Origin of the sequence: Caballeronia udeis (assembly GCF_044909315.1) — a bacterium.
In the GTDB taxonomy this organism is placed as follows: domain Bacteria; phylum Pseudomonadota; class Gammaproteobacteria; order Burkholderiales; family Burkholderiaceae; genus Caballeronia; species Caballeronia udeis_A.
In genome coordinates this window covers 1-5,411 of record NZ_JBIYEB010000074.1, presented here as the reverse complement: position 1 = coordinate 5,411, position 5,411 = coordinate 1, and the positions used below count along the sequence as shown (strand labels likewise).

2 tRNA genes and 2 rRNA genes are annotated in these 5,411 nt (G+C 52.3%); all 4 read right to left on the bottom strand.

The window, feature by feature from the left end:
- Positions 1–55 precede the first annotated feature (55 nt).
- Positions 56–2,936: ribosomal RNA gene (locus ABH944_RS44410) — 23S ribosomal RNA — on the bottom strand.
- A 352-nt stretch (positions 2,937–3,288) separates the two neighbouring features.
- Positions 3,289–3,364, bottom strand: a tRNA-Ala gene (locus tag ABH944_RS44405).
- Positions 3,365–3,428: 64 nt separating this feature from the next.
- A tRNA-Ile gene (locus ABH944_RS44400) sits at positions 3,429–3,505 on the bottom strand.
- A 70-nt stretch (positions 3,506–3,575) separates the two neighbouring features.
- A 16S ribosomal RNA gene (locus ABH944_RS44395) occupies positions 3,576–5,106 on the bottom strand.
- The 16S and 23S rRNA genes sit together here with 2 tRNA genes alongside, the layout of an rRNA operon.
- Positions 5,107–5,411 lie beyond the last annotated feature (305 nt).

Genomic DNA, 5,411 nt, shown 5'->3' with positions numbered 1-5,411 from the left:
GTCCAAGTAAAGCGCTCAAGCGCAAACTTTGACCGACATAAAACACACTGGTTATAGGATCAAGCCTTACGGGCAATTAGTATCAGTTAGCTTAATGCATTACTGCACTTCCACACCTGACCTATCAACGTCCTGGTCTAGAACGACCCTTCAAGGAGCTCGAAGCTCCAGGGATATCTCATCTCAAGGCGAGTTTCCCGCTTAGATGCTTTCAGCGGTTATCTCTTCCGAACATAGCTACCCGGCGATGCCACTGGCGTGACAACCGGTACACCAGAGGTTCGTCCACTCCGGTCCTCTCGTACTAGGAGCAGCCCCCTTCAAATATCCAACGCCCACGGCAGATAGGGACCAAACTGTCTCACGACGTTTTAAACCCAGCTCACGTACCTCTTTAAATGGCGAACAGCCATACCCTTGGGACCGGCTACAGCCCCAGGATGAGATGAGCCGACATCGAGGTGCCAAACACCGCCGTCGATATGAACTCTTGGGCGGTATCAGCCTGTTATCCCCAGAGTACCTTTTATCCGTTGAGCGATGGCCCTTCCATACAGAACCACCGGATCACTATGACCTGCTTTCGCACCTGCTCGACTTGTCGGTCTCGCAGTTAAGCACGCTTATGCCATTGCACTATCAGCACGATTTCCGACCGTACCTAGCGTACCTTCGTACTCCTCCGTTACACTTTGGGAGGAGACCGCCCCAGTCAAACTGCCTACCATGCACTGTCCCCGATCCGGATCACGGACCAAGGTTAGAACCTCAAACAAACCAGGGTGGTATTTCAAGGACGGCTCCACCGAAACTAGCGTTCCGGTTTCATAGCCTCCCACCTATCCTACACAGATCGGTTCAAAGTCCAATGCAAAGCTACAGTAAAGGTTCATGGGGTCTTTCCGTCTAGCCGCGGGGAGATTGCATCATCACAAACACTTCAACTTCGCTGAGTCTCGGGAGGAGACAGTGTGGCCATCGTTACGCCATTCGTGCAGGTCGGAACTTACCCGACAAGGAATTTCGCTACCTTAGGACCGTTATAGTTACGGCCGCCGTTTACCGGGACTTCAATCAAGAGCTTGCACCCCATCATTTAATCTTCCGGCACCGGGCAGGCGTCACACCCTATACGTCCACTTTCGTGTTTGCAGAGTGCTGTGTTTTTATTAAACAGTCGCAGCCACCAGTTTATTGCAACCCCTTCACCCTTTGCGCGCAGGCGCATCAAGCTACAGGGGCGTACCTTATCCCGAAGTTACGGTACCAATTTGCCGAGTTCCTTCTCCCGAGTTCTCTCAAGCGCCTTAGAATACTCATCTCGCCCACCTGTGTCGGTTTGCGGTACGGTCTTGTTAAACTGAAGCTTAGAGGCTTTTCTTGGAACCACTTCCGATTGCTTCGCCACCTAAGCGGCTCGCCTCACACCCTTGAATTCCGCGCCCGGATTTGCCTAAGCGCCTTCTCCAATGCAAGGACCGGGACTTCCAACACCCGGACAACCTTCCGCGATCCGTCCCCCCATCGCATTTAACAATGGTGCAGGAATATTAACCTGCTTCCCATCAGCTACGCATTTCTGCCTCGCCTTAGGGGCCGACTCACCCTACGCCGATGAACGTTGCGTAGGAAACCTTGGGCTTACGGCGAGGGGGCTTTTCACCCCCTTTATCGCTACTCATGTCAGCATTCGCACTTCCGATACCTCCAGCACACTTTTCAATGCACCTTCACAGGCTTACGGAACGCTCTCCTACCATGCGAGATAAATCTCGCATCCGCAGCTTCGGTATATTGCTTAGCCCCGTTACATCTTCCGCGCAGGACGACTCGATCAGTGAGCTATTACGCTTTCTTTAAAGGATGGCTGCTTCTAAGCCAACCTCCTGACTGTTTTAGCCTTCCCACTTCGTTTCCCACTTAGCAATATTTGGGGACCTTAGCTGGCGGTCTGGGTTGTTTCCCTCTTGACACCGGACGTTAGCACCCGATGTCTGTCTCCCGTGATTGCACTCTTCGGTATTCGGAGTTTGCTATGGCGTAGTAATCCGCAATGGACCCCACAACCATGACAGTGCTCTACCCCCGAAGGTGATACACGAGGCACTACCTAAATAGTTTTCGGAGAGAACCAGCTATTTCCAAGTTTGTTTAGCCTTTCACCCCTATCCACAGCTCATCCCCTAATTTTTCAACATTAGTGGGTTCGGTCCTCCAGTACGTGTTACCGCACCTTCAACCTGGCCATGGATAGATCACTTGGTTTCGGGTCTACGCCCAGCAACTGAACGCCCTATTCGGACTCGCTTTCGCTACGCCTGCCTTAATCAGTTAAGCTTGCTACTGAACGTAAGTCGCTGACCCATTATACAAAAGGTACGCCGTCACCCCTTTCAAGGCTCCGACTGTTTGTATGCATGCGGTTTCAGGATCTATTTCACTCCCCTCCCGGGGTTCTTTTCGCCTTTCCCTCACGGTACTGGTTCACTATCGGTCGATCACGAGTATTTAGCCTTGGAGGATGGTCCCCCCATCTTCAGACAGGATTTCACGTGTCCCGCCCTACTTGTCGTACACCTAGTTCCACACATCCGCTTTCGCCTACAGGGCTATCACCTGCTATGGCCACACTTTCCAGAGTGTTCGGCTAACGGTCGTGCTAAAGAGTACAGGCTGATCCCATTTCGCTCGCCACTACTTTGGGAATCTCGGTTGATTTCTTTTCCTGCGGTTACTTAGATGTTTCAGTTCACCGCGTTCGCTTCACTGGACCTATGTATTCAGTCCAGGATGACCCAGAAGGGCCGGGTTTCCCCATTCGGATATCGGGGGATCAAAGCTCGTTTGCCAGCTCCCCCCCGCTTTTCGCAGGCTACCGCGTCCTTCATCGCCTGTGATCGCCAAGGCATCCACCACATGCACTTGTTCGCTTGACCCTATAACGAGTGTGTCTCTCCAAACACCACCCAGGTTGCCCCGGACAGCGCTTTTCTTCACACCGCTATAGGTTGAGTATTCGTGTTGCGCCGTATTCCAAAGCGACCTTTCGATCACTTTTTCATACATTGATACAATCACAACCCTGATTCACCTACTCACACACCCATCTCTAAGTATGCTTTCGTGAATCTCTTTACTACTTCTTCCAGATTGTTAAAGAACGACAGCACAACTTAAAGCGCTATGCCTTAAATTGCTTACTGACTGGCTCAATCGCCAATGCATATTTTTCACACTGCACCGCAAGCACTTTTCTGCTCACAGGTATAAAAAATCTGCATTGATGATTGGTGGAGGATGACGGGATCGAACCGACGACCCCCTGCTTGCAAAGCAGGTGCTCTCCCAGCTGAGCTAATCCCCCCTATACCTTGACGCTTCGGGGTCTGCATTTATCCGCCACGTTCTTTCAAACGCTTAAGAGTAAATGGTGGGTCTGGTTGGATTCGAACCAACGACCCCCGCCTTATCAAGACGGTGCTCTAACCAACTGAGCTACAGACCCTTAGCCTGTCTTCTTACAGCCGATAAGCGTGAGCGCTTTAGCACTTCTCTTTAATACGTTTGAGCTCGAGAAAGGAGGTGATCCAGCCGCACCTTCCGATACGGCTACCTTGTTACGACTTCACCCCAGTCATGAATCCTACCGTGGTGACCGTCCTCCTTGCGGTTAGACTAGCCACTTCTGGTAAAACCCACTCCCATGGTGTGACGGGCGGTGTGTACAAGACCCGGGAACGTATTCACCGCGGCATGCTGATCCGCGATTACTAGCGATTCCAGCTTCACGTAGTCGAGTTGCAGACTACGATCCGGACTACGATCGGTTTTCTGGGATTAGCTCCCCCTCACGGGTTGGCAGCCCTCTGTTCCGACCATTGTATGACGTGTGAAGCCCTACCCATAAGGGCCATGAGGACTTGACGTCATCCCCACCTTCCTCCGGTTTGTCACCGGCAGTCTCCTTAGAGTGCTCTTGCGTAGCAACTAAGGACAAGGGTTGCGCTCGTTGCGGGACTTAACCCAACATCTCACGACACGAGCTGACGACAGCCATGCAGCACCTGTGTATCGGTTCTCTTTCGAGCACCCCCACCTTTCAGCAGGGTTCCGACCATGTCAAGGGTAGGTAAGGTTTTTCGCGTTGCATCGAATTAATCCACATCATCCACCGCTTGTGCGGGTCCCCGTCAATTCCTTTGAGTTTTAATCTTGCGACCGTACTCCCCAGGCGGTCAACTTCACGCGTTAGCTACGTTACTAAGGAAATGAATCCCCAACAACTAGTTGACATCGTTTAGGGCGTGGACTACCAGGGTATCTAATCCTGTTTGCTCCCCACGCTTTCGTGCATGAGCGTCAGTATTGGCCCAGGGGGCTGCCTTCGCCATCGGTATTCCTCCACATCTCTACGCATTTCACTGCTACACGTGGAATTCTACCCCCCTCTGCCATACTCTAGCTCGCCAGTCACAAATGCAGTTCCCAGGTTAAGCCCGGGGATTTCACATCTGTCTTAACGAACCGCCTGCGCACGCTTTACGCCCAGTAATTCCGATTAACGCTCGCACCCTACGTATTACCGCGGCTGCTGGCACGTAGTTAGCCGGTGCTTATTCTTCCGGTACCGTCATCCTCCCGCCGTATTAGGGCAGAAGTTTTCTTTCCGGACAAAAGTGCTTTACAACCCGAAGGCCTTCTTCACACACGCGGCATTGCTGGATCAGGGTTTCCCCCATTGTCCAAAATTCCCCACTGCTGCCTCCCGTAGGAGTCTGGGCCGTGTCTCAGTCCCAGTGTGGCTGGTCGTCCTCTCAGACCAGCTACAGATCGTCGCCTTGGTAGGCCTTTACCCCACCAACTAGCTAATCTGCCATCGGCCGCCCCTATAGCGCGAGGCCTTTCGGTCCCCCGCTTTCTTCCGTAGATCGTATGCGGTATTAATCCGGCTTTCGCCGGGCTATCCCCCACTACAGGACACGTTCCGATGTATTACTCACCCGTTCGCCACTCGCCACCAGGGTTGCCCCCGTGCTGCCGTTCGACTTGCATGTGTAAGGCATGCCGCCAGCGTTCAATCTGAGCCAGGATCAAACTCTTCAGTTCAATGCCTGTTACTGTTTTCTATTCTTGCGAATAGGTCGCTCACTCAACGTACTGACAAGTTCCTCCCATCTTTCCATCTCTGAAAAGACGCTCAAAACCTACCTTAATACTAGTGTGAGACTTGATACTTTCGCTTCACGGCAGCATCTCCTAAGAAACACCGCCACGCTTAAAGCCAAGCACCAAGCGCCCACACTTATCGGCTGTTAGTTTTTAAAGAACATTCACCAAAACACCAGCGCCCCAACCACCAGAACCCTGCCGCTTTCGCGTCGCTGCATCTGCAGCACAGAAACGAGATTATG